The sequence below is a fragment of the Microbacterium sp. H37-C3 genome (assembly GCF_027157935.1).
GTDB classification, from domain to species: Bacteria; Actinomycetota; Actinomycetes; order Actinomycetales; family Microbacteriaceae; genus Microbacterium; species Microbacterium plantarum.
Genome location: NZ_JAPVLR010000011.1, coordinates 1,680 through 3,435, shown reverse-complemented (window position 1 = coordinate 3,435; position 1,756 = coordinate 1,680). Strand labels below are relative to the sequence as shown.

The following is a 1,756-nucleotide window of genomic DNA, read 5'->3' as shown; positions in this document are numbered from 1 at the left end:
CATTTTTTGACGATTCAACTCATGTGATTTCAAGTCTTTAAGAGCAAACGGTGGATGCCTTGGCATCTGGAGCCGAAGAAGGACGTAGCAATCTGCGATAAGCCTCGGGGAGTGGATAAGCACACTGTGATCCGAGGGTGTCCGAATGGGGAAACCCCGCTGGGCGGCGTGCCGACCTAGTGACTCCCGCCTGAATATATAGGGCGGGTAGAGGGAACGTGGGGAAGTGAAACATCTCAGTACCCACAGGAAGAGAAAGCAACAGCGATTCCGTTAGTAGTGGCGAGCGAAACCGGATCAGGCTAAACCTTGCGTGTGTGATAGCCGGCAGGCGTTGCACGTTGGGGGTTGTGGGACTTTTCTGATCATTCTGCCGAGTGGTCGACGTTACAAGAAGGTATAGACGAACAGGTTTGAATGCCTGGTCATAGAGGGTGCGAACCCCGTAGTCGAAATGCTTCTCTTGGCGTGAAGAGTATCCCAAGTAGCACGGGGCCCGAGAAATCCCGTGTGAATCTGTCAGGACCACCTGATAAGCCTAAATACTCCCAGATGACCGATAGCGGACAAGTACCGTGAGGGAAAGGTGAAAAGTACCCCGGGAGGGGAGTGAAATAGTACCTGAAACCGTTTGCTTACAAACCGTTGGAGCCTCCTTAGTAGGGGTGACAGCGTGCCTTTTGAAGAATGAGCCTGCGAGTTAGCGATACGTGGCGAGGTTAACCCGTGTGGGGTAGCCGTAGCGAAAGCGAGTCTGAATAGGGCGATTCAGTCGCGTGTCCTAGACCCGAAGCGAAGTGATCTATCCATGGCCAGGTTGAAGCGACGGTAAGACGTCGTGGAGGACCGAACCCACTTAGGTTGAAAACTGAGGGGATGAGCTGTGGATAGGGGTGAAAGGCCAATCAAACTTCGTGATAGCTGGTTCTCTCCGAAATGCATTTAGGTGCAGCGTTGCGTGTTTCTTGCCGGAGGTAGAGCTACTGGATGGCCGATGGGCCCTACAAGGTTACTGACGTCAGCCAAACTCCGAATGCCGGTAAGTGAGAGCGCAGCAGTGAGACTGTGGGGGATAAGCTTCATAGTCGAGAGGGAAACAACCCAGACCACCAACTAAGGTCCCAAAGCGCGTGCTAAGTGGGAAAGGATGTGGAGTTGCTCTGACAACCAGGAGGTTGGCTTAGAAGCAGCCACCCTTGAAAGAGTGCGTAATAGCTCACTGGTCAAGTGATTCCGCGCCGACAATGTAACGGGGCTCAAGCACGCCACCGAAGTTGTGGCATTGACATTATTGGTAGGCCTTCGTGGTCCAGCCGTGTTGATGGGTAGGAGAGCGTCGTGTGCCGGGTGAAGCGGCGGGGTGACCCAGCCGTGGACGGCACACGAGTGAGAATGCAGGCATGAGTAGCGAAAGACGTGTGAGAAACACGTCCTCCGAAAGACCAAGGGTTCCAGGGTCAAGCTAATCTTCCCTGGGTAAGTCGGGACCTAAGGCGAGGCCGACAGGCGTAGTCGATGGACAACGGGTTGATATTCCCGTACCGGCGAAGAACCGCCCAAGCTAATCCAGTGGTGCTAAGAGTCCTAACCCGGGCTTAGTTGATCCCTTCGGGGTGAGACGGTCCGGTCTAACGCTCGACCCCATGCTGGTGCGGCTAGCGTATTAACAGGTGTGACGCAGGAAGGTAGCCCAACCCGGGCGATGGTTGTCCCGGGGCAAGTGCGTAGGCCGAGTCATAGGCAAATCCGTGACTCA

The 1,756-nt window shown here is 54.8% G+C and carries 1 rRNA gene (running past one end of the window); it reads left to right on the top strand.

Annotated features, from left to right (window positions below):
- Nucleotides 1-27: 27 nt before the first annotated feature.
- Nucleotides 28-1,756 (top strand): 23S ribosomal RNA (locus O1W71_RS16425); it runs 1,453 nt beyond the window's last position.